18 protein-coding genes and 4 pseudogenes are annotated in these 24840 nt (G+C 51.8%); 4 read left to right on the top strand and 18 right to left on the bottom strand.

Going from position 1 to position 24840, the window contains the following annotated elements; translation table 11 throughout:
* Positions 1-118: 118 nt before the first annotated feature.
* Complete coding sequence (locus JI735_RS15100; protein WP_202677527.1) at positions 119-2098, bottom strand: GTP-binding protein; 1980 nt, start codon at positions 2096-2098, stop codon at positions 119-121.
* A 352-nt stretch (positions 2099-2450) separates the two neighbouring features.
* Here JI735_RS15100 and JI735_RS35785 point away from each other — a divergent pair.
* Positions 2451-2732: pseudogene (locus JI735_RS35785) on the top strand (SDR family oxidoreductase); the annotation flags it as partial.
* Between the two features lie 83 nt (positions 2733-2815).
* Positions 2816-3808, top strand: a complete 993-nt coding sequence (locus JI735_RS15095; protein ID WP_039835625.1) for an S-layer homology domain-containing protein — start codon at positions 2816-2818, stop codon at positions 3806-3808.
* Between the two features lie 374 nt (positions 3809-4182).
* Here the strand turns inward: JI735_RS15095 and JI735_RS35780 are convergent, their stop codons facing one another.
* Both JI735_RS35780 and JI735_RS15090 read right to left on the bottom strand, forming a co-directional pair.
* Positions 4183-4410, bottom strand: a complete 228-nt coding sequence (locus JI735_RS35780) for a hypothetical protein (protein WP_233476411.1) — start codon at positions 4408-4410, stop codon at positions 4183-4185.
* 44 nt (positions 4411-4454) lie between these two features.
* The gene (locus JI735_RS15090; RefSeq protein WP_233476410.1) at positions 4455-4991 is read right to left on the bottom strand and encodes a hypothetical protein; all 537 of its coding nucleotides are present in this window, start codon (positions 4989-4991) and stop codon (positions 4455-4457) included.
* A gap of 224 nt (positions 4992-5215) precedes the next feature.
* Here JI735_RS15090 and JI735_RS15085 point away from each other — a divergent pair, with 224 nt between their 5' ends.
* Entirely contained in the window at positions 5216-6241 is a 1026-nt protein-coding gene (locus JI735_RS15085; RefSeq protein ID WP_039835627.1) for a CdaR family transcriptional regulator, read from the top strand.
* A gap of 60 nt (positions 6242-6301) precedes the next feature.
* On the opposite strand, the pseudogene JI735_RS15080 reads toward JI735_RS15085, so the two are convergent.
* From JI735_RS15080 to JI735_RS15040, 9 genes and pseudogenes are all read right to left on the bottom strand, one after another.
* A pseudogene (locus JI735_RS15080) lies at positions 6302-7449 on the bottom strand (glycerate kinase family protein).
* 35 nt (positions 7450-7484) lie between these two features.
* Positions 7485-8779: pseudogene (locus tag JI735_RS15075) on the bottom strand (GntP family permease).
* 205 nt (positions 8780-8984) lie between these two features.
* The gene (locus JI735_RS15070; protein WP_233476409.1) at positions 8985-9896 is read right to left on the bottom strand and encodes a GNAT family N-acetyltransferase; all 912 of its coding nucleotides are present in this window, start codon (positions 9894-9896) and stop codon (positions 8985-8987) included.
* Positions 9897-10534: 638 nt separating this feature from the next.
* On the bottom strand, positions 10535-11725 hold the full coding sequence (locus JI735_RS15065; protein WP_051051481.1) for an IS256 family transposase: 1191 nt from the start codon (positions 11723-11725) through the stop codon (positions 10535-10537).
* A gap of 695 nt (positions 11726-12420) precedes the next feature.
* On the bottom strand, positions 12421-14604 hold the full coding sequence (locus JI735_RS15060) for a Tex family protein (protein WP_202677655.1): 2184 nt from the start codon (positions 14602-14604) through the stop codon (positions 12421-12423).
* A 135-nt stretch (positions 14605-14739) separates the two neighbouring features.
* Positions 14740-15983, bottom strand: a pseudogene (locus JI735_RS15055) (MFS transporter).
* A gap of 236 nt (positions 15984-16219) precedes the next feature.
* Entirely contained in the window at positions 16220-16828 is a 609-nt protein-coding gene (locus JI735_RS15050; protein WP_039836282.1) for a TetR/AcrR family transcriptional regulator, read from the bottom strand.
* Positions 16829-17070: 242 nt separating this feature from the next.
* Positions 17071-17592: a hypothetical protein gene (locus tag JI735_RS15045; protein WP_202677526.1), complete on the bottom strand. Its 522-nt coding sequence runs from the start codon at positions 17590-17592 to the stop codon at positions 17071-17073.
* Between the two features lie 179 nt (positions 17593-17771).
* Positions 17772-18758, bottom strand: coding sequence for an SIS domain-containing protein (locus tag JI735_RS15040; RefSeq protein ID WP_039836284.1), 987 nt, complete (start codon positions 18756-18758; stop codon positions 17772-17774).
* Between the two features lie 248 nt (positions 18759-19006).
* Here JI735_RS15040 and JI735_RS15035 point away from each other — a divergent pair, with 248 nt between their 5' ends.
* On the top strand, positions 19007-19726 hold the full coding sequence (locus JI735_RS15035; RefSeq protein WP_039836285.1) for a GntR family transcriptional regulator: 720 nt from the start codon (positions 19007-19009) through the stop codon (positions 19724-19726).
* Positions 19727-19800: 74 nt separating this feature from the next.
* On the opposite strand, the gene JI735_RS15030 is transcribed toward JI735_RS15035, so the two are convergent.
* The 6 genes from JI735_RS15030 to JI735_RS15005 form a co-directional block, all read right to left on the bottom strand.
* Positions 19801-20619: a PfkB family carbohydrate kinase gene (locus tag JI735_RS15030; RefSeq protein WP_039836287.1), complete on the bottom strand. Its 819-nt coding sequence runs from the start codon at positions 20617-20619 to the stop codon at positions 19801-19803.
* Positions 20620-20652: 33 nt separating this feature from the next.
* Positions 20653-21480, bottom strand: a complete 828-nt coding sequence (locus JI735_RS15025; protein WP_039836288.1) for a carbohydrate ABC transporter permease — start codon at positions 21478-21480, stop codon at positions 20653-20655.
* A gap of 2 nt (positions 21481-21482) precedes the next feature.
* Positions 21483-22367 (bottom strand): carbohydrate ABC transporter permease, encoded by an 885-nt coding sequence (locus JI735_RS15020; protein WP_039836289.1) that lies wholly within the window; start codon positions 22365-22367, stop codon positions 21483-21485.
* Between the two features lie 106 nt (positions 22368-22473).
* On the bottom strand, positions 22474-23448 hold the full coding sequence (locus JI735_RS15015; protein ID WP_325175625.1) for an ABC transporter substrate-binding protein: 975 nt from the start codon (positions 23446-23448) through the stop codon (positions 22474-22476).
* 741 nt (positions 23449-24189) lie between these two features.
* Entirely contained in the window at positions 24190-24540 is a 351-nt protein-coding gene (locus JI735_RS15010) for a type II toxin-antitoxin system PemK/MazF family toxin (protein WP_019913013.1), read from the bottom strand.
* 3 nt (positions 24541-24543) lie between these two features.
* Entirely contained in the window at positions 24544-24825 is a 282-nt protein-coding gene (locus tag JI735_RS15005) for a CopG family ribbon-helix-helix protein (protein WP_025708964.1), read from the bottom strand.
* Between the last annotated feature and the right edge of the window lie 15 nt (positions 24826-24840).

Here is a 24840-nt window from a genome sequence, read left to right as displayed (position 1 = left end):
GAACAATGCCATACATTCTGAGGGAGCTTCTCATCAGGATAAGCAGTGTGCCAAAAAATGAAAATCTCCCGGAGAGCCCTATCTCATAACGCCAGACCCAATGGTCTGGCGCCCGAAACTACCCCTGCAGCGCCTTCCGCACGCTCAGAATGTACCTCGCCTGATCGAGCGGGTTCACGCCCCGGCGGGTGCGCTCGGCCCGGATATCCGGAGGGCATTCCTCGTAGCCGGCAAAAAAGGAAGTAAACGTGCTGCGCCCCTTCGTGTAGGAGCTTAACCTCACGGGGTAATCGAGTGACGTTGCCAGCGGCAGCCGGCCCTCGATGATCATCCGTTCGCCTTGCAGGACGGGCGGCTCGAAGGTGCCGCGCATCTGCACGAGATCGTTCATGACGCGGCCGCCGTTCTCTTCGGGTACAACAATGCGGACCTGGAGAACCGGTTCCAGCAGCTTCGTGCCGACCCGGTTCAGCCCGTCCATGATGGCCATCGGTGTAGCCACCGCAAAATCCAGCGGATGCGTATGCCACACATGATGCTGCCCCTCGGTTAGCGTGATCTTAAGGTCGGTTACCTCCCAGCCGTACAGACCCTGCATTAACGCCTCCGGCACGCGGCGGGCGGTCTCGTTCTGGTATTGCGGCAGCAGATCGGAGCTGCGGACCAGTGATTCATAGCGAAGTCCGCTGCCCGGCGGTCCCGGCTCAATCCGGAACCGCAGAATCGCCCAGCACGGCTTGGGCATCAGGTAGGCGACATAACCTTCGCCCGCGCGGCTTGGCGTCTCCCGATAGATCACCGACGGCTGGCCGAAGGTAACCTTCAGTCCGTACCGGCTCTCCAGCACACTGTCCAGAATCTCCAGCTGAATCGGACCCATGACCTTGATGTGCAGCTCCCGCTCATCCTGAAGCCACTGGGTATCAAGCAGCGGATCTTCATCGGCCAGCTCCTGAAAGGCTCCGATGACCTTATGCTCATCGACAGCCGCATCCCAATGCACCCGTACGGTGAGCAGCGGCACAGCCAGCTTCGCCTCCTGCGGAACCGCGTCCGGCACGCCCAGCACATCACCGATTTTTACCCCGGACAATCCGTAGACTACGGCGATATCTCCGGCTTCCAACGCGCCGACATCCTCCGTGCGTCCGCCTTCCACCTTGCGGATTTGCGTGACCTTGCCTTGAACATCCTGCGTATAATTCATCACCGTATCCCGGTTGCGGACCGTTCCCTGATAGAGGCGGACGAAGGCCATGCGGCCCATGCTTTTGTCACGCTGAATGCTGTACACGATGCCGGACACCGGCAATTGCGGGTTCCCGCCGGCACGGGGAAAATAATCGGTCATCGCGTCCAGCAGCTGCGTAATGCCAAGACCTTTGGCTGCCACGCCGTATACGAGCGGGAACCATTTTCCAGCGGCTGCTCCCGCCTTCAATTGTTCCTTCCAGGCTGTCAGATCAAGCGGAGTCCCCGACATATATGTCTCCAAAAGCGCCTCGTCCCGTTCCGCCAGGGCTTCCAATAGCTCTATCCGCGCCGCAGGGTCCGCAGCTTTTGCCCATAGATCCACGGCACCGGTGTAGCTCTGCTCTTGCCCCAGCGCCTGCTGGACCGGCAGGATATCCCCGGACAGATACGTTCTTGCCTGAGCCAGCACAGCTTCGGGGTCTGCGCCGGTCCGGTCCATTTTGTTCAGAAAAATCAGTGTCGGAATCCCCAGCTTGCGCAGCGCGTTCCAGATCATTTCGCTCTGGGCCTGTACACCTTCGACCGCCGACAAAATAAGCACCGCACAGTCCATCACCCGCAAGCTCCGCTCCACCTCGGACAGGAAATCGACATGGCCCGGTGTATCGACCAGATTCACCTGCACGCCCCGCCACTCGAACGATGCCAAGGCCGCACGCACGGAAATCCCCCGCTGGCGCTCCACCTCCATGGAATCGGTCAACGCCGTTCCGCTGTCTACACTGCCCACCGCCTTAATACGGCCGCTTTCATAGAGAATATGCTCTGTAGTTGTTGTCTTCCCTGCATCAACATGGGCAAAAATCCCCACATTAATCCGTCCCATCCCCTGCTGCTGAACCATCTATGTTCTCCTGTCATGAACTGATTTTATAATCAAAGCGCTACCATTCCTAAGTGTACAGCGAAAAGGCGCCGCTGTTCAATCCTCACCGCATACTCTTACCGCGTACTCTCACCACATCAAAAGGCTGGTTCATCCGGGGGGCACAGGGTATTTAGTTACTGAAGGAAGAATAGATCGTGGCAGACAAACGATTGAAGGAAAGAATCGCAAATAGTCACCGGGGGAGCATCAGGGATCGGAAGGCCACCGATATACGTTTTGCCCAGCATTGGGTTGTAGTATATATACTTAATCTTCCCCCGAGAATCTCGCACAAACTACACAGGAGATTGAGTCCATCGTATGAAGAAAACGGCGGCTACTTAAGCTGGCGCAATACACCATTCGCATAAATGCCGTGTGCCCCCGGTTCTATTGACACTAATATTGGATAAAATACGTATAAAAGCGAAGAGCTAGAGGAAGTACGAATCCCCTTAGAATTTCCGGACGGCAATCATCCGCTGGAGCAGGCTCCGGCAAACCGGAGCAAGCCGCCAATCTGGTGCTGTTCCTGGCTTCGGATGAGTTGTTTCTTTTTACCGGCACGGAGATTTTTGTGGACGGTGTGGAGTCACTGCTGCGCGGATAATTCCTCTGCATTGCATTTTTTTGGAGTGGACCTGCAACCTTTCTACGCTTTCCAACATCTAAGAGGATAAGAGGTGAGGCACAATGAATAAATATTCTTTCCAGATGAGCGCAAAAAAAATAACTATTGCGTGCGGCATTCTGGCGGCAAGCGTATCTTTTGGAGCATCGGCTTTTGCATTTTCCGACATCAAGGGAGATCCCGCTGAGTCGAAAATCAACGCACTGCATAACAAGGGAGTCGTTAATGGAGTGACTACGGACAGATTCGCGCCAAAATCGAAGGTTACCTTTGCCCAAGGCATCCAGTTTATCGTGAACGGCCTGCAGTTGTCCCCGAAGGCATCGGGCGGAGGCAATACAGTTACGTCTAGTGTATATTTTGACAAAGTAAAGGATAAGGCCTGGTATGCATCTGCCTTCCTCATTGCGAAGCAAAACGGTCTGACCCTGGATAAGTCGGTTGATCCGAACGCTGCGATGACACGTATCCAGTTTGCCCATTTGCTGACTCAGGCTTTGCAGAGCAAGGGCAACTTCCCGGTAACGCTGATGTACGCCGATATCTCGGATGGCAGCAAGCTGTCCAATGCTGAGATGAATAGCCTGCAGATTCTGGTGAACACCCATTTGGTGACATTGGAGAAAAATAATACTTTCCGCCCAAATGATGCGGTGACCCGTGCGGAAGCTGCCGTCTGGATCTATGACGCTGCTGAGTTTGCCCGAACGGTGATTACACCAGAGGTGACACCTCCGGATGAGGGAACCGCAGCTCCTGCTCAGCTGTATGAGGGTTCAATAACTCTGGAAAAAGCCGGCCCAGGCGTAAACAAAGCTACACTTACCGTCAATGATCTGCCGAACCCGGGGTATGGACTGGCTATTAACCGGATCGAATTCGGCAAAGACAAGACGGCGGTCATCTATTTCAGTGTAACCAAGCCGGACCCGGGCAAAATGTACCCGATGGTCATCACCAAGGGCACCGCAGTAACGTATCTGCCGGAAGGTTATACCGCAACTGCCAAGTCCCTAACCGCTGCTCCTTCATCCTCCGGTTCCAGTGTAAGGTAAGCTTGGATTGGAGCTGGAGGGCTGGCCCGGGTTGCAGGCCCGGATGTACCTGCTTAGATAGGCCTAAAGAGACCGTGCCCCCGAAGGCACGGTCTTTTGGCGTGGATCAAACGGAAGGGAACATGCCGCAGGGACACTGACCGCCGGACGCTGAAGCATGGGCACGAATTCGGATGGTTCCGGACTCCAGTGCGCTTATTAGCCTAAAACACCCGCAGACAGGGCCGTTTTAGGCAAAATAACGGATTCTCAGTCCGTCCCTGTGTTCAATCTTCGTTCCCCTTGGCATTTCCGGTATTTTTTCAATGAGTGGCTCATATAGAAAACGGACGCTGCCACCGGAATAAACCAGTGGTGCGTCCGTCTCGTTTCTATTATGGCGTCCATTGATCGTGGACGATGCCCACGAGGGCGCGGTCCTCGCCCATCTTCTCGAAGACCAGGCGCAGGCTGCGCCAGTCCATGCCTTCATTGGCCGGATCTACGCCGGCGATGTGATATTCTACGAAGTCGTAGCTGTCCTTGGGATAGACTTCGTTGATATTATTCAGGGTTGTTCCCTGCCCCAGCCCCTTATTCAGAGCCGTTTCAGCCTTATTCATGAAGTTGGCGTCATAGACAAACCGCTTGAAGTATTCGGCAAAGGTCAGCTTGATGTTCTCCCCGAACCGGCGAATTTACCCCATACGTACGGTTTAGAATCTTTCATCAGCCCCTCCAGTTGATCTCTGGTGAATACCAGATCAGTTGCCGTATCCACATGGGCGTAAGGTGAAAAACGGACACCTTTGTCGGGGTGCGCCCAGGATGCGAGGGTCTCCATATTGCCTCGGCTCAGGGCTCGCAGCACTGTGCTTGCCGATTCCATAGCTGTAGGAGGCGTCCCTTCCTCCGGTACGCCCGGAGCCTGCGGCACCTGGCTCTCTGCCGGTTCCGAAGAAGCCGGCGCTGCACTGGCTGGCGCGCTTGGCACTGCACTCACTGGCGCGCTTGGTGCTGCACTCGCTGACGTGCTTGGCGCTGCGCTTGCTGACGCGCTTGGCGCTGCGCTCGCTGACGCGCTTGGCGAAGGCGAACCCTGGGTCTGCTGCGGCTCCGCTTCAGACGCTGAATTGCAGGCCGCAAGGACCAGCAAAAGAGCGGCCAGGGCGGAATGCCCTAATATTTTTTTTACAGTAATCATTGAAAATCCCTCCTTATGCTGCTGTTTCTCTCTCTCTGTATTTAGACGTCCGCAGCTGGATTAATGTTGCACATAAACCAGATTTACCCGAACCAGACAAGTGCCCCTGACAACAGCATTAAAAACCGCTATACTTTTGTTCAGATGCACAACAACTTCAATGTAACGGATCAGCCGCAAGGCCCTAACCGTTATCTACCCATTTGACGAAGGAGGATGTGGATTTGTTCCAGCTTTCCGAGAATCAGGCCCAGGAGATCGTGGATAAAATGATGACGGACATCCCATACAATATTAATATCATGAACGCAGACGGGATTATTATCGGCAGCGGCCGAAGGGAACGGATCGGCACGGTGCATCAGGGAGCGGTCCAGGCGCTGTCCACCGGGAGAATGGTTGAGGTCTGGGAGGACAGCCGTTTTGAGAAAAAAGGCACCAATGAACCGATTGTAATTGGTCATACCCGCGTAGGAGTAATCGGCATCTCAGGTAATCCGGATGAGGTCCGCCCTTTTTGCAATATTGTCAGAACTACCGTATCCCTGTTAATTGAGCAGCGCAACAGCTTGGAGACTCTGGCCCATGAAGCGAATCGCAAAAAAGCCTTCCTTGAACTGCTGCTGAATCATCAGGGAGCCTATTCCCAAAAGCTGAGGAAAGAAGCAGCGCCGTATCAAATCGACCTGCTGCTGAAAACCGTGGTGCTGTACATCAAGCATTTCAATGCCGAAGCAGACCCGGACAAGCTGCTGCTGCGCTACCCTTCATTTGCTATGGATGAAGAGACGCAGCTGCTTATTTTACAGGAGTCAGGCGATCCAAGGCCGCTGATCCGCGAGCTTTTGCGGGGCCAGCCCCAAGCGCTGATCGCCGCCGGCAAGCAGGAAGCGAGCATAGCCGAAAGCTACCGCCAGGCCAGATCCGCGATGAATATTCTGCTGGCGCTGAAGCCTGCTGCACAGGTCATCGCTTTTGAAAACGTGGAATTTCTGGTGAAGCTGAGCCACGCTTCCTTGGCCCCGCTGAACACCGCCGCCAAGCTGGAGGATGCCGTAGATATGATTGAGACGCTTCGAAGCTTCATTAACCATAATTGCAGCGTCTCCCATACCGCCGATGACTTGAATATCCACCGCAACACGCTGCAATACCGCCTGAAACGGATTCAGGCCCTGACCGGAAAAGATCCGCGCAATCTGCTCCAGCTGTTCGAGCTCACGCACGGTCTGCTGGCGCTCTACAAGTAGTGCTGCTTCACACGATAAGCGGCCCTGAAGAGAACACTCCAGGGCCGCTGTTTTTCTATGCTATTCGCTTAGCTTCAGAATTCTCGCGATATTCTCACAGGTCCGCTCGACGTTCTGCGGCCCCTCGGCCAGCAGCTTCTCCAGGCCGGAGGCCCCGGGAACAATGCCGAAGATTGCCGTGAAGCCCTCCTCATACAGGGCATCTATGCCCTCGCCGATGTAACCGGCGACAGCGATGACCTTTTGTCCGCCGGCTTTGGCTGCACGGGCGACACCGTAGGGAGTTTTCCCGAACTTCGTCTGAAAATCAATGCCGCCTTCGCCTGTGAACACCACATCGGCGCCAGCCAGCTTTTCCTTCAGGCCGGTATATTCAATAACAATCTCAATTCCCTTCTGCAGCACAGCCTGGGTGAAGACCAGCAGCCCTGCGCCTAACCCTCCGGCAGCACCCGCGCCGGGCAGATCACGCACATCCTTGTGAAGCTGCTGCTTCACGACCGCCGCATAATGGGCAAGATTCGCATCAAGTTTTTGCACCATTTCCGGCGTAGCTCCCTTTTGGGGGCCAAATACCCGGGAAGCCCCCTGCTCCCCGCACAGCGGATTCGTCACATCGCAGGCAACAATCATTTGAACATGCTGCAGGCGTTCGTCCAGCGCAGAAATATCTATGCTTGCCAGTCTGTCCAGACTGCCGCCGCCCCGGGGAAGTTCCGCTCCCGACTCATCCAGGAACCGGGCCCCGAGCGCCTCGGCCATGCCGACTCCCCGTCATTCGTCGCGCTGCCGCCGATGCCGATGATGATTTTGCGGATGCCCCGGTCCAGGCACTCCCGGATCAACTCTCCGGTGCCGTAAGTGGTTGTGATCAAGGGGTTCCGGGTTTCCTTCGGCACCAGATGGATGCCGCTCGCGGAAGCCATCTCAATCGCCGCAGTCTGTCCGCCGCCAAGAATGCCGTATTTCGCCGTAACCTTTTGCCCAAGCGGTCCGTTCACCTCTTTATAATGAATTTTCCCGCCCGAAGCATCAACCAGGGACTGTACAGTTCCTTCCCCGCCGTCAGCCATCGGCACATGAATATAATGGGCAGCCGGATAGACCTTCCGCAGCCCCTTTTCCATGGCAATGCAGACTTCTTTGGCAGTCATGCTCTCTTTGAAGGAATCCGGCGCCAGTACGAATGTTTTTTCTTTTTCTACCATTTTCTCACCCCATACCATATATTAATGCCTGTACTCTATAACAAAAACCCGTAAATGACCGTCGCCGCAACCGCCATCGTCCCGCCAACCACCGCTTCATAGGGAATGAGCCCCATCCGCTGCTTAATCGACATTTTCATGCTGTCCGCTGTGACATGGAAGTAATTGCCCTGCGGCAGGGAGTCGATGACAGTGGCTCCGGTATGCACCATGACCGCTGCGGCCAGCGGCGCCGTGCCCATATTCAAAATCGCTTGCCCAAACGAACCCGTCGCCAGGATAACCCCCGTCGAGGTAGAGCCGGTAGCGGCCGCCATCAGAATACCGGAGATCGGTGCCAGGAAAGTTCCCGAAATCCCCGCCGCCTGGATCAGGCTGACGATCTGCACGGACAAGTCGGAAGCGGCAATGAGTCCGGCAATCCCCCGGCACCGATCAGAATCAGCACCGTTGCCGTCATTTTATTGAGGCCGGATGAAGTAAAGGCCAAAATTTTGTTTCCCTGGCCCATGGCCAGGAGGCCAATAATTCCGGCAACCGGCAGAATGTACAAGGCATCAACTTTAATTCGGGAAAGAGCATCGATGCCCGTGAGCGAACCGATCGGATTGATCATCAGCAGAATGACCGCAACAAGCGGTGCCACGATTGCCTTGCCGAGCGGCGGATATTTGGAGGTGTCAATTTCGTTGTACACTGCTTCCCCGTCCAGCACCCTTACACCTTTATTTTTCAAAAGAGAAGCTACGATAACGGTTACAATTAAGCCGCAGACTGCCGGAATGAAGCCGGCCAGCATTACGTGGCTTAGATCCAGGTCGAACCCCCGCGCAGCGGCAATCGTATTCGGATTGGGTGAGATGATGTTCCCTGCTTTTCCGCCGCCGGAGAGTGCGAGCAGCAGCGCCATTTTGGAGATTCCCATTTTATTGCCTACAGATAAAGCAATCGGTGCCACTATCAGTACGGCCACGGGGATAAATACCCCTACCGCTGTAATTATCATCGTAGCCAGCGCCAGCGCCAGAATGGCTTTGCTCCCGCCGAATTTCTTCACGATGGCCTGGGCAATCGTTTCGGCCGCTCCCGATTCCATCATCACCCCTGCCAATACACCGGCGGCAAGCACGCGCAGAACCGTACCCATGACACTTTGCGTACCGCTTACAAGTACACTGACCGTCTGCTCCAGATTGGCCCCGCCAATCAGCGCACCTGCGATAGCCCCCAGAAATAAGGAGTAAACCGGATTCAGCTTTCTCAGGATCAGAATAATCGCGAGCGCCAGTCCCGCAAGTGCCCCATACCAGCCTATTGTTAATCCTTCCATTGTACAGCCCCCTATAACTCTTGTTGAACACGCTTTCAGTATAAAGGCTGGCCTCATTAAATAATATTGATGTTCGGACGAAATGTATTGTGCAGTTGACCAAAGGAAAACCTCCCGATCGTTCAGCCACAGGCCGGGATTATCGGGAGGTTGCATTCTGTTGTGTGGTCATCATAGACTAAGCAGTGCCGCTTTTTGCAGAGTTCTACAGCTCTATATAGTATCTGGTTTCTTCGCTTTCAATGTGAAAACCAACCGATTGATACAGGGCCTGGGCGGAGTGGTTGCCGGTTTCTGTTATCAGTGAGGCGGTTTCAAGCCCGTGCCCCTGCAAATATTTCAGGGCTTCAGCCAGCAGAAAACGGGCAATGCCGCGTCTTCTCCAGGATTCCCTGACGAACACATCCTCGATAACGCCACCCGCGTCCTCCTGCCATACCATCACACTGGCGACCATCGTCCCTGCTTCCCGGGCAATAATGGCGGTCCACAGCGGATGGGCGCGATATTCAGCAAGCCGCTCCGCTCCAATCGGTGCATCCGGCCACACCTCTGATTCCAGTTTCATGTACTGGTTCTGCTCTTCACGGGTCTCCATCCCCCAGTGTATCCAGTCCAGTCCTTCCGTAAGCGGCATTTCCACAACGGGCTGTGTCAAGTCACGTTGCAGGCTATACAGACTATGTAAATACTGATAGCCCTGCTGCTCCTGAAAATAACGGTGATACCCCGTTTCGGTCGAATAATTCCCCACACACAATAATGTGCCGTGACCCTCCGGCAGCGTCTCCTTCACAGCAACTGCCCGCGCCAGCAGACGCTCATACACACCATTCAGCAGTTCCACATCCTCTTCCCTGCCCGGCACAACCTTCAAATTGATAAAGATCTTATGCTTATTCTCCGCCGCACCTTCAGTTGGAATGATATTGAATACCCCAACCTGGCCTTTGGCTACCATCTGATTTCCTTCAAAAGCGCAAAACACATTTTCATAATTCTCTTCTTCGCCCACCCACCAAAAGATCACAGGACCGCTTGCCGTCACCGCCTGATAAAATTCACCCAGCGCTGCCATATCTTCCTGCCTAAAATTCCGAATTACGGTTTCATTCAATAGCTTACCCACCTGTCTCGTATTTTTTCCAAATCATAACATGGAGGTTAGAGGACAGAAAGATGAAAAATAGTTATAACTATTTAGTACAATACCCCGGCAGACTTCCCCTCGAGCCCCGTGCATGCTGTAGTAGTTTCCGGGAGGACGCCTCCGTTGTCCGTGGATTTCGCCGGAAAAAGGTTATTCTAACGGGTAGCGAGAGTGGCGCCTTCTCTGTCCGCGTTACTCTACGTACGGTCCTGACTTCTCCTATCCCCTTGCAACTGGTCATCTGAAGCTCCCAAGAGATTCGGATTTTTGGGGTTTTGTATAATTTCCTGTTGAACAAAACACGGCTGTACCGTCCTTCACTGGACAATGCAGCCGTTTATAATTTCAGTTTAGCGTTGCCTGGAGAACCCTTTACGAATCCTTCGGCATTCCAAGTGGAAAAAAGATAACTAATTTGCCCGTGCCCCCTATTCTCCGCAAGCTAAGTGGAAAAAGGATAACTAATTCAGCTCATTTCGCCCTCACTGGGTAGCGTCAAGAAGTTTGTGTAAGAAGCGTAGAGTATCTTCTCGAGTATTCGTTTTAGGTGGTAGGGATGTTCTTGGGGGTGGGGGAATCCCCACCCCCAAGAACGAGAGAATGGGCTACTTTTCCTGCAATTCCTGGGCAGGATATCGTGCCTCAAACATCTCATTCAGTTTCTTCTTTACCTCTAGATCCCCAAAACCGCGAATCACTCGTTCGCCAAAGCGCTCGTTATACTCCACGACATCCAGATAGACAATCTTCTCTGCCGCATCCATATTGGTGAGGCTGTTCATGGGTTTGAGGCGCTTCCGAATTTCCTTATTCATTCGTTCAATGGGATTGGACGTGTAGATGGCTTCCTTAATGAGCGCTGGATACTTGTAGAACGTCAGTAAGGTCGCTAATTGCTCTTCCCATGACTGCATCTCTTTCGGGTAGAGCTTGCCCCATTTGGCCTTCACGGTATCGAATGCAGCCCGGGCCACATCCTCATCGGCTGAGGTGTAGATCGTCTTTAGATCTTCAATGACTTCGGTTTTGTGCTGCACCCGTATTTTGGGAAAGGTCGACCGAATCTTGTGAACCACACAGTGCTGTACGTCTGCCTTCGGATACGTTTCGCGGAACGCTCCATCCAGGCCGGGGAGTCCGTCAAACACGCCGAGCAAGACCTCCTGCGCTCCGCGGTCGTAAAGATCCTTCAGGACCTCCCGCCAGCCATTGGCGCTTTCTTGGCCCCCCACATAAAACCCGAGGATTTGTCGGTGGCCTTCCTCGTCAATGCCCATCGCGAAATAAACCACTTCTCCGCCGACGGTGCCACGTTTGAGTTTGACGTATAATCCGTCCAGATAGATGACGGAATAACGCTTTTGCAGAGGGCGCTTCTGCCACTGGTGAATGTCTTCGAGGACGGTTGCCGTAATGTTGCTGACCGTCGTGGGAGAATAGTGACTGCCGAACATACTTTCAATGAACCGGGCCACATCCCGTGTCCCCATTCCGCTTTTGTACATCTGAATGACGGCCTCTTCTAACCAACCGTCCCGCCGTTGGTAGGGCTCAAACAGTTGCGTCTGGAACAGAGCCTGACGGTCACGAGGAACCTTAAGATTCTCCACATTTCCGTATTTCGTGTGCAGATTGCGCGGGTAATATCCATTGCGACTGTTGCTTGGACCGGACTCTTCCGTAGCCATGAATTCTTGGATTTCTGCTCGCATGATGGACTCTAAGTTCTCTTTCACAAATTGAGTAACAAGATTTTCAAATAGATTATTCAGCATATTTTCGGGTACAATAGTCATTGAGTAGGGTTCCTTTCTTGGTGGTGTCGTAATCCCGAGAATACCCTACTTTTTTGTTGCCTACTAGGCCCCAAATCTTGGTACACAACTTATTTTACGCCATCCCTCACTGAGGTAAAGTGACCCAACTAAGTTCCCTTTTTCCACTTAAATCCTACAATTGTTGATTTTGGGGAGAATTAAGTTCCCTTTTTCCAACTATATAAGTTGAACTTAAAGAATTCATAAAAGGAAAGAAGTGCGGAGGGGAAGTTTGGAACTGGAAGAGCGGATGCGTCCGCCTGAAAGCTTTCCGTAGGAAAGCTCGCTTCGGAAGCATAATCAGTCACCAGATTTCAACCGCTAAAGGCGGTTCAAACCAAGAAATTCTTACGACAACAGCGGCTGGAAGTCCAAACATTCCCCGCAGTGACGACCATACCCCACAATGCAAAACTAAAGTTCAAGTTATATAGCCCTGCTAGCACTATTAGCACTATTAGCACTATTAGCACTATTAGCACTATTAGCACTACTCAGCTATCTCTTCGTAAGCGCTATTTGTCGTTATGTCGGAAAATGGCGATCAACTTCGACTGATTCCCAACTTTAGGCAAATCATATCCACAAAAAGGGGAATTATAATAATCATAATTTCCTAAATAACCAAAAAACCACCCGCCTCATCTTCCGGGGCAGGTGGTGGGATAATTTATTTATTTCGCGCCTCCGTTATTGTCGCGCGGCGGACGCATGGTCAGGCTGACCCGGCCTTTCTTGAGGTCGACGCCCATCACCCATACGGTGACATTGTCTCCCACGGAGACAACGTCCATCGGATGCTTCACGTAGCTGCCGCTAAGCTGGGAAATATGCACCAGCCCGTCGTTCTTGATGCCGATATCGACGAAGGCGCCGAAATCGATCACATTGCGTACAGTTCCCTGCATTTCCATGCCGGGAACCAGGTCTTCGATCTTCAGCACATCCGTGCGGAAGATCAGCGGCGGCAGCTCCTCGCGCGGATCGCGGCCCGGACGCTGCAGGCTCTCCAGGATGTCGCGCAGCGTAGGCACGCCGACATCAAGCTTCACCGCCAGCTCGGCGGCATCCTGCGCCTGAAGCTGTTCGGCTACTTCCTTGCTGCCGAGCGAGGCCACATCCAGCCCCAGCTCACGGAACAGCCGGTCCACCACCGGATAGGATTCCGGGTGGATAGGCGTACGGTCCAGCGTGTTGTCGCCGCCGGGAATACGCAGGAAGCCGATGCACTGCTCGTAGGATTTGGCGCCAAGGCGCGGCACCTTCTGCAGCTGCTTCCGGGTCGTGAACTTGCCGTTCTCCTCGCGGAACTTCACTATATTTTTGGCGATGGTCGCATTGACTCCCGCGACATAGGACAGCAGGGAGGCGGAGGCGGTATTCACATCGACACCGACATGGTTGACCGCCGACTCTACGACGCCTTTCAGACTTTCCTCCAGATGCTTCTGGGAGACGTCATGCTGGTACTGCCCGACCCCGATTGCCTTCGGGTCGATCTTCACCAGCTCCGCGAGCGGGTCCTGCACGCGGCGGGCGATGGAGGCGGCGCTGCGCTCCGCCACATCGAGGTCCGGGAACTCCTCCTGCGCCAGCTTGGAGGCGGAATACACGCTGGCTCCGGCCTCATTGACAATGAGGTACGCCAGCCCCGGATCGCCGATCTCTGCGATCACCTCGGCGGTGAACTGCTCCGTCTCCCGCGAGCCGGTGCCGTTGCCGATCACAATGAGCTGGATGCCATATTTGGCAATCAGCTCTTTGAACTTCGCCGCCGCCTCCTTCTTCTTGTTGTTCGGCGGCGTCGGATAGGTGACCGCCACCTCCAGCAGCTTGCCGGTGTCGTCCACCACGGCCAGCTTGCAGCCGGTGCGGTAGGCCGGGTCGACGCCAAGCACGTTCCGCCCCTTCACCGGCGGCTGCAGCAGCAGGCTGCGCAGATTTCCGGAGAAGATGGAAATCGCTTGCGTTTCTCCCTTTTCCGTCATCTCCCCGCGTACCTCGCGCTCCACGGAAGGCGCGATCAGCCGTTTGTAGGCATCCTCGGTCACTGCTTCCAGCAGTTCTTTGACCGGGGAAGGCCCCTTCACCAGCTTCCGCAGAATAAAGGCATGAATCTTGTCGGCAGTCACTTCTATGCCGACCTTCAGCACATTCTCCCGTTCGCCGCGGTTGATGGCGAGGATGCGGTGCGGCGGCATTTTATGTACCGGTTCACGGTAATTGTAATAGTTCTCGTAGACACTCTCCTGCTCCGCGTCCTTGGCTTCCGAGACCAGTATGCCTTGACTCGCTGTATACTGGCGGACCCAAGAGCGGACGGCAGGATCATCGGCAATGTTCTCCGCGATGATGTCCATCGCACCCTGAAGAGCAAGCTCTGCGCTCTCTACGCCTTTGTCGGCATCTATATACTTTGCAGCCTCCTCAAGCGGCTGGCCTTGGCGGCGCTGCTCCATTACCCAGTCTGCCAACGGCTCCAGCCCCTTCTCCTTGGCGGCACTGGCGCGCGTCTTACGCTTCTGGCGGAACGGGCGGTACAGATCCTCCACTTCCTGCAGCTTCACCGCCTTCAGAATCTGCTCCTGCAGCTCCTTTGTCAGCTTGCCCTGCTCTTCAATGCTGCGGAGCACATCCTTTTTCCGGTCCCCGAGATTGCGCAAATAGCTGAGCCGTTCTTCAATATCGCGCAGGACATTCTCGTCCAGCTCCCCGGTCATTTCCTTGCGGTACCGGGCGATAAAAGGAATCGTATTCCCCTCATCCAGCAGCCCTACCGTAGTCCGTACCTGCTTCACGCTGATGCCAAGCTCCTTGGCAATCGCCTGCGTAATCGTTTCCTGCTCCTGACGGGCCAGCGCTTCTTCAGCCGCAGGACCCGCTTGATTCGTATCCACCGTCAATGAAATCCCTCTTTCCGTACACGGTCTGTGTTCATATGGTCTACCTAAAATAGTATCACAGATTAGCCCCGTGCCAAAATCCAGAGCATATCAATCGGCCTGTTTCGCCTGCAGATCCGGGCGGTTCATCCGCTTTCTTGAACCGAGCGACATGATAAAGCAGAGCATGAGCACAAGCGCAGCCACAGTATACGGAAGGTTGATATCGAGGTCAAAGAGGACTCCGGCAACAATCGGTCCGGCAATATTCCCTAGACTTGTATACGCGGAATTCATGCCCATCACGAAGCCCTGCTGCGACTCCGACGCCATTTTGGAGAGCTGCGTACCGACAGCGGGCCGCAAAATATCCATCCCAAGAAACACAATGAAGGTTACAGTGACAATAGCCCAGTAGCCATGCACAAATAGAGTCAGGAGGATGGACAGGCCTGAAACAAGCAGTGAAGCCGAAATGACTTTATTTTCCCCAAAACGATTCAAAATCCAGCTGAACGCCGTAACCTGAATCACCGCCCCCGAAATCGAACCAAAGGTTATCACAAAAGCGATATCTTTGGGCGTGAAGCCAAACTTATGATCGACAAACAATCCGAATACTGTCTCATAATTGGCAAGTCCAAAGGAGAGCACAAAGACAATCACCAGCCCGAAGAAATAAGGCTCCCGGTAGGAACGCACCAGTTGAGTAATAAGGCTGTCTTTACTGTCTTTACTGTCTTTACTATCTTTATTTTCCTGTGTAGACTTGGCTGCCCCCAGCTCTGCACTTGAACGTGACTCCGGCAGTACAATAAGGGTCATCACAGCAACGAATGCCGCTGCCCCCGCAGCTGCGAAGAAGGGCACACGAATGCCAAGCTCAGCCAGATAGCCGCCGAGACCCGGTCCTATGATAAAACCGGTGGTAATCGCCGCATTGATCAGCCCCATGCCTTTGGCCCGTTCCTCCATAGAGGTCGTATCCGCCACATAGGCCATGACCGCAGGCATAATCATTGCCGCTCCGGCGCCTCCCAGCATTCGCGACGCAAACAGCAGCCAGCTTGACTCAGCAAGACCAAACAGCAGCTCCGACAACGCAAATACAACCAGCCCGCCGACAATTATTTTTTCCGGCCCATCCGGTCGGACAGCCCTCCGGCAAGAGGCGACAGGATCAGCTGGGTCAGCGAAAAAGCTGCCACCAGCAGTCCGACAATGCTGCCTCCGATCCCCAGCTCATTCATATAAGTAGGCATAATCGGGACAACCAGTCCGATCCCTGTAAACGCCAGAAATATATTCAGCATCAGGAGCAGCATCGCTCCCCGGTTTCTAAGTAACAATGTCATTTGAGTAACCCCCGTATTTCCAGAACCCAACTTCATATCCTTGGTGTTCCCTTAAGTAAAAAATTTCAAAAAAACAATAAGACCGACCATCCGGTCTATTTAAAGACAACAAGAAAATCACCCTGTGAGGTACCGTAGCACGCTCGCGGAGAATTCAAAGGTACTTTTACCTCTCATTCCACCATTCCTCCCACTCATTGGAGGCTTACATGAGCAGCGTTATTAACCGGGATGGACTACCGGGCACGGATCCCCTGCAGCAGCAGCCCTATGGCTTCGCGGTAATATTGCATGATATCCTCCGGTGCCTTTGCTGCGGCCATGATCTCGCTGACTCTGGCGACTCCCTCCAGCAGGCCGCTCACAACGATGACGTAATTGTCCAGATCGCCCTTGACCAGATATCCGCTGTCCATTCCCTCTTGCAGCAGATTGCGGCAGGCCTCCGAGGCGGATTCGTAGAGCTGCGCCAGACGCTGATGGACCTCATCGGAATGAGGACGGGATCTGGCATATTCCTCGAGCGCCCGGATCAGGGGATTCTGGAAATCATTCGCATAATGCTCGCCCAGCGCATAGAAACGCTCTTCCAGGCCACTGATGCTGCTGCTCTTCTCTGCCCACTGGGAAAGCCACTGCTCCGTATCATCTTCGACCACATACAGGAACAGCTCATCCTTACTGGGAAAATGGTGATACAGGCTGCCTTTGCTGACCTTTGCCGCTGAACAGACCTCATTCATCGTTACAGCTCCATATCCTTTTTGAACAAACAGCTGCGCAGCCTTCTGCACAATCCGTTTCTTTGTCTCTTCTCCGTCAGAACGTCCTTTAATCCTGATCACCCCTTCCTAAACCGACCGTCCGGTCTAATTGTAGCACAAAAGCTGCCCAAAGTGAATTTTGTCCTCATGGGCTGGTGGATTCCACACCGGACTTCAAGCTGCCGAGCTTCACATTCACCCTATTGGGCAAGCCAGTGCACGGGAGCAGATGCATTGCCCGGGTATCCCCAGAAATCAAACAAAAGACCCGCAGTAACGGCGGGCCAGTCCATTGAAACTATTAGCAAAGCTCCTTTATCCCTTCACTCCCCGCAATATCCGATCCATTCGGCGGGGCTGACCACCTCTTGCAGGTTTTGTTTGCTTGCCCTGCTTAATTTCAGGCCTTCGGAGGCGGAAATTAGTGTGCCTGTTCTGCTGCTGTAGATACTTCTGCAGACCTGGCATTTTTTCATGACCATTTGGGAGTTTTCTTCATAATAATAGAGAAGAGTCCCATGACAGCTGCGGCAGTGTTCCTCTGATACTCTGTTAAATATGAGCAACTGGCGGATCTGGCAGCAGCAATGAATATAGAAGCTTTCCACATTCCTTTTGGCCTGCCACAGCTTCTTCAGCTGTCTGAAGCCCTGTTTGAACTCAGAATACATAGCCTCACTGATCACGACTTCTTCCGGGTATTCCAGCACAGCCTTGATCTCATCCGCATACTTAAGATACAGCCTGCCCCCGTTCCTGCCCATTTCATTATAGGAGGCCCGCAGCTCGGCAAGAATCCGGTTGGCATCGACCGGCTCTTTATTGGATATAAGCGTACTCTCCAATCGATGCAAGAAATCATCTATTGAATGATAAATGCTCATTTCAATCCCTCACCCATCTGCTAAATTCCGGACAACGAAACGGGAATCAAACCAAAAGGAAACGGGAACATTACCGCTCCCGTTTCACTTTTTGGATCTTAAGAAATATTACCTATATAGATTGAACTTGCCGGAATATCTTAATATTCCATCTTCCACATATAACGGCGCACCGAAAGCGCATGTCCGGTTTCTTCAGATAAATGCTGTGCGTACTGTCTGAGTACTACACCAGCTACAAGGTTCGTAAAGTACGAACGCACATCCGGGGAGATTCCCTCCAGGTCGAAAGTCTCCGCATCAATCAGAATCGTTTTGTCGGAATATTTCACGCAGAAATCGTAAGCACGGTCATCCAGCGGCCGGGTTTCTCCCAGTCCTTTAATCACGATGAACGGTACATCAAAGTCTGTAATTTCAAAAGGTCCATGGAAGTATTCTCCGGAATGGATGGCACTGGAATGAATCCATTGCATCTCCTGCAGCAGGCAGATGGCGAACGAGTAGGCTACAGAATAGTTAATTCCGCTGGCCATGGTGTAAATCAGCTTTTCCCGCTTGTAATTGCGTCCGAATGCTTTGGCGGCGTCCAAGGTTAAGGCCTTATTCCGTTCATACACACCATGCAGGCCGTTCTCAATGGAACTGATCGCGTTGGCATATTTCTCATTCGGATACAAAGTCTGAAGAATGCCGAATACCAGCCGGTACAGGATAGCCATGCTGGTTTCTTCCCCGCGGAGAGCCTCGCCATAAGGGGCATAATTGTAATGCAGTTTGAATTCTGCAGCCTCCCAGAGCGGTGAATCCACCAGATTGGTCAGGCAAATCGTCAATGCACCCTTCTCACGGGCAAATGCCGTTGCCGCAACCGTTTCCGGGGTGTTCCCGGAGTGGGAGCAGGTAATGACTACGGAACTTGGTCCAAGCGCTTTGGGGGAACGGTGAATAAATTCGTTAGAGGAATAAGCGGCTGAGGGGATCTCAATCTCACGATCCAGAATATATTGCGCTGGTGTAACGTTTGCGAGCGAGCCGCCGCAGGCTACAAAATAGAAATTGGATACCTTTCTTTGGGCTACGGCCTGAATCGCTGCTTCCAGTTGTTGCACATGCTCTTGGTTCATTGATAAATTCCTCCTCTTGTTGTAGATATCTCCGGCAGGCCAGAAACATCTATTTGTTACGTCATGTAACGTAATGTATCTATATGTTACTATGGATATTGCCTGAAATCAACCCTTTTCCTGAAGTTCAAACAGTTTACATTATAAAAAAAGTATTATATATTACCTGTGGTTGGCTTTTGACAGCAATAATCGCCAACGTTATAATAATTAGTTGAATTCTAATATCGTTCTCAAAAGGAGTTGCAATGAGACAATTACAGCCGGATAGCATTATCCCTCTTTATGTGCAGTTAAAAGACATTATCAAATCCGATATCGAAGCCGGCATCATGAAGCCGGGGCAGAAGATTCCCACTGAATTTGAGTTATGTGAAATGTACTCGATCAGCCGGCGCACGGTCAGGACTGCGATCAGTGAATTGATTGAAGAGGGCTTGCTTGACCGCAAGCAAGGGAAAGGCACCTTTATCACCACACCTAAGATTCAAGCGAAATTCGGCCCCTCGGTATTGGGATTTACAGAAATTTGCAAGCTTAACAACCTTAGACCTTCTTCCAAATTGGTTGAACAGCGGCAGATCAGTGCCACCTCCAAACTGGCTGAAGCGCTGAATGTTCCTGTGAACTCCAGTCTTGTAGCGATCCGCCGCATTATGCTGGCCGACGAAGTTCCGGTAATGATGGATTACGCTGTATTTACAGATGCCTATAACTTTTTGCTGCAGGAAAATATGGACAACCATTCGCTGTACGCTACTATCAAAGCCAAACGTGATGTCTCCTTCATGCGCCAGCGCAAATCGATCCAGACCGTATTTGCCGATTCGGCACAAGCACAGTACTTGGGGATTCCGGTCGGCTATCCGCTGCTGCTCTCCCAGGGCACCGTTGTTTCCTCCACCATGGAAATCATTCATTACGGAGAACAGCATATCGTAGGCGACAAATTCGTATTGTATATTTAGTGAGCAATAAATAACATGTCAAAAAAAGCTGTTCAAGCAATGAACAGCTTGTGACCGTACATTCAGGTGTATAATTATTCCCCTATGGGTTTGGGGTACCCGAATCCCCCGTAAAAGGTGCAGGTATACGCGGCAGAATTTGCCCCGGACTGCAGCGCCTCTTCCATAACTCCTTTTTTTAGATAAGATACCAGAAATCCGGCAATGAAGCTGTCTCCCGCTCCCATCGTATCCACGACCTCCGCCGGAGTGACTCCTTGTTTGTACAGCACACCGTTTCTGGAGAACAGCGCGCCTTCACTTCCTTTCGTTATGCCTACAATTTCCGTCCCCAGCCGGTGGCAGGTCTTTATGAGTGCTTCAATCTGCACAGAGTCAAGCTCCGCACCCGAAAAAAATGCATATTTAATATGAGGGCACACCTGCCCCAAATAATCCTCATCCGTCCTTGTGGAGAAATCGAAGGAAATATCGCAGTGTTCCTTAATTACAGGAAGCTCCCTCTCTATGCTGGAATAACAGCTGGTATGGCAGACGTCATGCCCGGCGATATATTCCAGATCCGCAGGCATTAGGCGCAGCCGGAGCAGATGCTGGGCTGTATCCTGGGCACCGCGTACGAATACTCTGTCATTGCCGACCAGCTTCACACCGGGCGAGCCGCTGTCCGCATACACCCTGCGTGAATAACGGTAGCTGATTCCTTCCTTATCCAGCGAGTCCATAATATGATCGGACTTCTTGTCATTCCCGAATACACCGATATAGGACACTTCCTCGCATCCGTTCCGCTTACAGTTCACGGCCACATTGACGGCATTGCCTCCGGGATAGTAGAGCCCTTGATCCAAATAACAATCCGCAACATTGTCGCCTACGGCAATCATTCTCATGGATAAATCCTCCCAAGTTCTTATGTGCGATATTCAGCCTTTTACAGAGCCTTCAGACATGCCCTGGATGAAGTATTTCTGCATAAAAATAAATAGAATAATAAGCGGCATTGAAGAGATGACCAGCCCGGCCAGCAGAACCCCCCAGTCGGTTGACAATGCATCTTTGAAGTTCATCAGCCCGGCCGGAATGGTTCTGTATTTGTCAGAGTCAATAAAGATAATAGAGAACAGAAACTCGTTCCAGGCATAATAGGAGGTAAGGATGATGGTAGTCATAATAATCGGAAGAGACATGGGCAGAAAAATATTGAGATAGGTCCGGAAGACCGAACACCCGTCCATGGTTGCCGACTCTTCAATCTCCTTGGGGATGCCCAGGAAATAAGAGCGGATGAGCAGCACTGCGATCGACAGCCTGAAGGCAATGTAGGGCAGAATCAGGGCAAAATACGTATTATGAATATTTAAATTCTGCAAAAGCTTGTACAGCGGTACGAGACACACCTGCGGGTCCAGCATCATTCCACCGAGCACGAACAAAAACAGCGTTTTGCTGTACCGGAAACGGAAGCGGCTCAGTCCATATGCACACAGTGAAGCAATGACGACAACGCCCGCAATCGTGCTGACGGTGACAATCACACTGTTCATAAAATAATTGCCGATCCCTTTGGTCCAGGCGGTTACGTAGTTCGAGAACAGCCACTCGCTTGGCAGATTCCAAACAGAACCAAAAATTTCATCGTAGCTTTTAAATGATGAGGACACCATCCAGAACAACGGGTACACCACCAGGACTACCCCTACCAGGAGAGGCAGCAGCACAATGAGTCTGTAGATAGACAGCTTGCCGGCCATGTTCAGTCCCCCTTCCCTGTTCTGAATGACAACGTCTGTATGAGCGCCAGCACTGCTGTAATGACAAAAATAAGCAGTGAGATGGTCGCGGCATAACCCATGCTGTCTCTGACAAAACCATTCTGATACATCAGAACCGCAATCGTAATGGAGCTGGTTCCGGGACCTCCGCCCTTGGTTAGAATAAAGGGTTCGTTAAATACCATAAACGCCCCTGTTATGGTCAGAAGTGAATTTACAAAAATCATTTCTTTTACCTGAGGCAGCGTGATGCTGAAAAAGATTTTTATTTTGCCTGCCCCGTCGATTTTGGCCGCTTCATAGAGGTCGCGCGGAATTTTCTGAATGGCCACAATGAACAACATCATGCAATAGCCGATGCTCTGCCACTGCGATACCGCAATGACGGCATAAATGGCTGTAGTACCGGAACCCAGCCATGGTTTAGCCCAGGAATCAAGTCCCACAGCTTGCAGGAACATATTCAGCAGACCGTCCGTCGGGTTATAGACGAAGGAAAATAACAAACAGATAACCGTAATGGAAATAATAACGGGTATAAAAAAGATCGTCCGGAATACCGCCGAGACCTTTCTCAGAAACTCTTCCTCCAGGATGGCGGCCAGAACCAGTCCAAATCCTACCTGGAAGAGCAATGAGATCACTGCATATTTCACATTATTGATTAAGGCTTTGCCCACAACAGGGTCGGAGAACAGTGTTCTATAGTTATCAAAACCGGCGAATGAGCTTTTTCCTGACAGCAGTGAGATATTCTGAAAGCTATAGAAGAAATTCTGGATAAGTGGCATATATACGAAGACTGCAAGCATCAGCACACACGGCAAGACAAACAAATAAGGAGCTATCGTTCTTCTTGTTCTCATCACTTTCCCCCTGTTTTATCCCGGGAACCCAGTTAGACGCATTTCCCTGTATCTTAGAAGAAAGAGGGGAGCAAAGCCCCCTCTTCACAGTTGAAGCACTTCGTTTCTACTTTTTGACTGCTTGAAGCTTCGCCGCTGCGGTTTGCACTTCTTTGAGCACATTTTCAGGAGTCTCGATATCCGCAGCAATGGCTTGGCCTCCACGCATAAAGGCATCGGCTACGCTGGCATCCATCGCATTATCAAGCCAAGGGGTGGTTTCTGCCGCCTTCTGGATCACTTCGATCGCTTCCAGGGTTCCCGGCGGGGAATTCTCCTTCGTAGCCGCACCAATTACAGTTGTCATAGAACCTACATCCTGCTGAAACTTCGCTGCATTCTCAGGAGAGACAATGAACTTTACAAATTTCTCGGCAAGCTCTTTATTGGCTGTTTCCTTGCTGATCATGAATCCTTCAGGTGCACCTGTCAGACCTTCGGCATTCCCTTTACCTTCGGAGAACTGCGGGAAGTTAAAATAATCAAACTCAAGATCGGGTTTATCTTTCAGATAACCCAGCTCGGCAAACTGCAAATAATGGATCGGTACTTCTCCGGCGATGAACATATTTCTCGTCGCTTCATGGTTGACGGAAGTCGCGTTTGGCCCCATATATGAAGATAATTTCTGCCAATACTTCAGTACCTGTAGATATCCCGGATCGGTAAACTGGCCTGTACCTACTGCATAGTCAGTTGCCAGCACCTCCGGACTCAGCATCCGCTGATTCATTGTGCCCAGGTAGTGCCCCACGGCCCAGGAATCCTGGAGGCCTTCGATAATCGGCGTGTCGTAGCCGGAAGACTTAAGCTTGTCCAGCAGGGCTATGAACTCGTCCCAGGTCTTTGGTTTTTCCAGACCCAGCTCGTTGAATATTTTCTTATTATAAAAGAAGACCTTTCCATCCATGGTAAAAGGCACACCATATATTTTGTCATCAAAAGTGAAGGATTTCAGCTGATTCTGAACCAGGGTTTTTGCCCAGTCCGGATCAGAGTCGTACATAGAAGTAAGATCTTCAACTCTGCCGGAGGAGACCAGACTTTCGGCAAAGCTGTCCGACCAGGAGGAGAAGACATCCGGGATGTCCCCGAGGAGACAAGAACCTTGATTTTCTCCTTGTAGTTATCGTTCAGGACGGATTCCATCTCAATTTTGACACCCGGATTCTGTTTTTCGAATTCCTCCTTAATGTAATTGAAATACGAATTTCTTGGTTCATTGGGCCAGCGGTGAAAAAACTTAAGCGTTGTTGTCTTGCCTTTCGAATCTCCATTCCCATTGGCTGCAGGAGTAGAATTATTGCCGCTGCACGCCGTCAGTACTACCAATAAACCCGCCAACATTAACAAGCCCAATTTTCGTCCCATCCGATACATTGTAAATACCTCCCATCGATGATTAACTTATGTAACACAAAATAGGTAACGTATTGTTACGTAACAACACTATACCACACCGATAGTTAATTTTAAATCTTTTTTTACAAAACCTTTGATAAGCTCTTTCAAGAGGGGCGAAATGGCAGGATTTAACGTTTACAACTGAATACACACGGTTCATCTAACGGGGGTTTATTTTGAGAATATAAGAATTGTTTATGCAAATTTTAAAATATAAATAACATTTAGTGTTATTTATATGGACATGATACTACAATTCACGGGTGGAGCACACTGTAAAATTCATGATATTATTGCTGCGTCCAGCTCAAAGAGGCACACCGGGATCTCCCGGTGTGCCTCTCCATACATTATCCTGTGATCTATAAGTCTGCCCGGCTCAGAAATCAATCAGTCCCAGGCTGATTTGCAGCGAATCATCCACCAGCTTCATTGTTTCATCGTCCAGATGGGTGATCTTATCAGTTAAGCGTTGTTTGTCAATTGTCCGAACCTGCTCCAGCAGTATGACGGAGTCCCTGTCAAAGCCGTGAGCAGCCGCATCAATTTCTACATGCGTCGGCAGTTTAGCCTTCTGAATCTGGGCAGTGATGGCTGCCACAATGACTGTCGGGCTGAAGCGATTGCCAATGTCGTTCTGAATGACCAGTACCGGCCGTACTCCGCCTTGTTCTGAACCCACCACCGGCGAAAGGTCGGCAAAAAAAACGTCGCCGCGTTTAACGATCAATATCTACACCCCGCTTACTAAGCGGCCAAGAGTACTGTCTGCATCTTCCTCCGCGAGAAACGCCTCGCATGCCATGGTCAAATTGATTTTAGCCATTTCCATATAGCCACGCTGCATCGAATCGCGGATGGTCCGTTTCCTCCGTTCGCTCAGATACAGCTTCATGGCCTGCCTGATCAATTCACTCCGGTTGGAGTTCTCCAATTGGACGATCCCATCCACTTCCTGCAAGAGATGATCGGGCAAGCTGATCATGATTCTTTTGGTGTTCTGCAAATTGGCCACCTTCTCTTCCACCCC

Origin of the sequence: Paenibacillus sonchi (assembly GCF_016772475.1) — a bacterium.
Taxonomy (GTDB): Bacteria; Bacillota; Bacilli; order Paenibacillales; family Paenibacillaceae; genus Paenibacillus_AQ; species Paenibacillus_AQ sonchi.
Note: the sequence above shows the minus strand (reverse complement) of the source record. Positions and strands in the feature narration are given on the sequence as shown.